Annotated in this window: 2 protein-coding genes and 1 pseudogene; 2 read left to right on the top strand and 1 reads right to left on the bottom strand. The window is 37.8% G+C overall.

Annotation, left to right across the window (positions count from 1 at the left end; translation table 11 throughout):
• On the bottom strand, nucleotides 1-809 hold an 809-nt coding region (locus P8M52_RS03210; RefSeq protein ID WP_300307227.1), incomplete at its 3' end, for a DUF4172 domain-containing protein.
• A 286-nt stretch (nucleotides 810-1,095) separates the two neighbouring features.
• Here P8M52_RS03210 and P8M52_RS03205 point away from each other — a divergent pair.
• Together P8M52_RS03205 and P8M52_RS03200 are read left to right on the top strand one after the other, a co-directional pair.
• On the top strand, nucleotides 1,096-1,569 hold the full coding sequence (locus P8M52_RS03205) for a transcription termination/antitermination NusG family protein (protein WP_300307225.1): 474 nt from the start codon (nucleotides 1,096-1,098) through the stop codon (nucleotides 1,567-1,569).
• Nucleotides 1,570-1,649: 80 nt separating this feature from the next.
• Nucleotides 1,650-2,127 (top strand): annotated as a pseudogene (locus P8M52_RS03200) (glutamine--fructose-6-phosphate aminotransferase); the annotation flags it as partial.

Here is a 2,127-nt window from a genome sequence, read left to right as displayed (position 1 = left end):
AGTTTTACTTGCTCTAAAAACCATACAATCCATTGAGTAATATCTAACTCACCCTTTTGACATCTCTCTAAAACTTCATAGTATTCATTTTTATTTTTTTCCATCTCGGTGGATAATGAATAAAGCCTAATATTGGTATTTTCCGCATCAGCAAGGCAGCGCTCAGCAATCATTCTAGAAAAACGCCCATTGCCATCATCAAATGGATGAATGGTTACAAAGTAGAACTTTGCAATAGCGGCTTTAATATAGCCAGACTCTATATTGTCAGATTTCAGCCAATTTAGAAAAACATTCATTTCATCACTAACACATTGATAGTCCAGACAAGGCGCCTCGAAATGAACTCGCTCTTTCCCATATCTGCCTGAAACCACTTTCATTTGCGACTTGCGATAATCGCCAATAATCAAATCATCAAGAATTGGTTTGTCAAGAAACATCATACCATGCCATTTAAACAAATCCTGTTTGGTTAAGACGCTTGACGAGCTTCTAACGGATTCAAGCAAAACATCAATAAAGGCTGTAGAATTTCTAGACATTTTCCCCACTTTACCAATGCCTAGTCGATTGGCAATGCTTGATCTTACAGAGTCACGATCTAGAATTTCTCCTTCAATTTTTGCACTTGATAATGCTTCATCTAGTAATGATTTAGACTCTAGTGCCAATTTCTTATCTTGATCCAGCTCATTGGCCAACAGCATTAATGGAGAAACATGGCTGATTGCATCGGACAGTGCAAGCATGACTGTCTCAGCATCGTATTCAAGGTTCGGCCAATTACCATGTTGCCATATCCACATATTTCTTATCTTATTAATGAGATGATTAGAATTATAATAATATCATATTATGATACAAATAATGGATTAATTGTATCATGCATGTCTACTTATAATAGAGTAGTGCTTATTTACTCTCTTTGGTAAGACGAACCACTTCACTGGGTGACAAAACACCGTCAGAATAATAAGAGTGGTTATGTAGGTCAATTTTCATTATTGATATTATCCCATTATTAGCTACCTACTAAAAATCTTTCATAAATGTAAAAAAAATGTCAATTTAACAGTTTATAATGACACTCATATGAAAAACTACTACCTAATCAAGACTAAGCCACAACAAGAGGCAATAGCCACTCAAAATCTGAGCAACCAGGGTTTTAATGTATTTTTTCCTAAAGCGGTTATAAAAAATAAAACCACGCCATTATTTCCAGGCTATTTGTTTATTGAGCTTGATGATAAAAAGCAAAATTGGACACCTATTCGCTCTACCAAAGGGGTAGCCAACTTTGTCAGATTTGGCTTAAACTTTGCTACCGTGTCAAATCAAATTATCAATATGATTAAGATCCAGCAGCAACAGACCATTGAAGCATTGATCAACATTTGTTCACATCAAAAAGGTGATCATCTTGAAATCCAAACGGGTGCATTTAAAGGCCAGCAGGCCATCTTTCAAAACTACAATAGCAACGATAGAATAACGGTACTTTTAAAGTTGATTGGTCAACAACAAGCCATCACTCTTGACCAGGGTGAAGTTGTGGCAGTTTAAGACATATATCACTCATATAGTGTTCATTGCTGGCTATAATTCAACTAACATTTCATTCAATATTAATCACTCATTAGCTTATGTGCGGAATCGTCGGCGGAATTTGTAAAAAAAACATCACCTCAGTATTGGTTGAAGGTCTTAAACGCTTAGAATATCGCGGCTATGATTCTGCTGGTGTGGTGGTGTTATCAGCGGATAACGAACTACACCGTGCCAGAGCCGTCGGCAAAGTTGTTAATCTTGAAAACAACATTAATGCTAAAAAAATCCCGCTAGACGGCACCGTTGGCATTGCCCATACCCGCTGGGCTACCCATGGCGAGCCATCAAGCCGCAATGCCCATCCACACATTTGCAACCAGTTGGTGAGCGTGGTACATAATGGTATTATTGAAAACTTTCTTGAATTAAAAGCTGAACAGCAAGCACAAGGTTATAACTTCACCTCAGATACTGACACTGAAGTCATCGCCCACGCCATCCATAAAACCCTAGAAACTAGTGATACTTTACTTGAGGCCACGCAAAAAGCCATCCAAACCTTTGAGGGCGCTT

The organism is Candidatus Thioglobus sp., assembly GCF_029243085.1.
Taxonomy (GTDB): domain Bacteria; phylum Pseudomonadota; class Gammaproteobacteria; order PS1; family Pseudothioglobaceae; genus Thioglobus_A.
The sequence above is the reverse complement of the archived record's forward strand: the minus strand, read 5'-3'. Positions and strand labels throughout refer to the sequence as shown.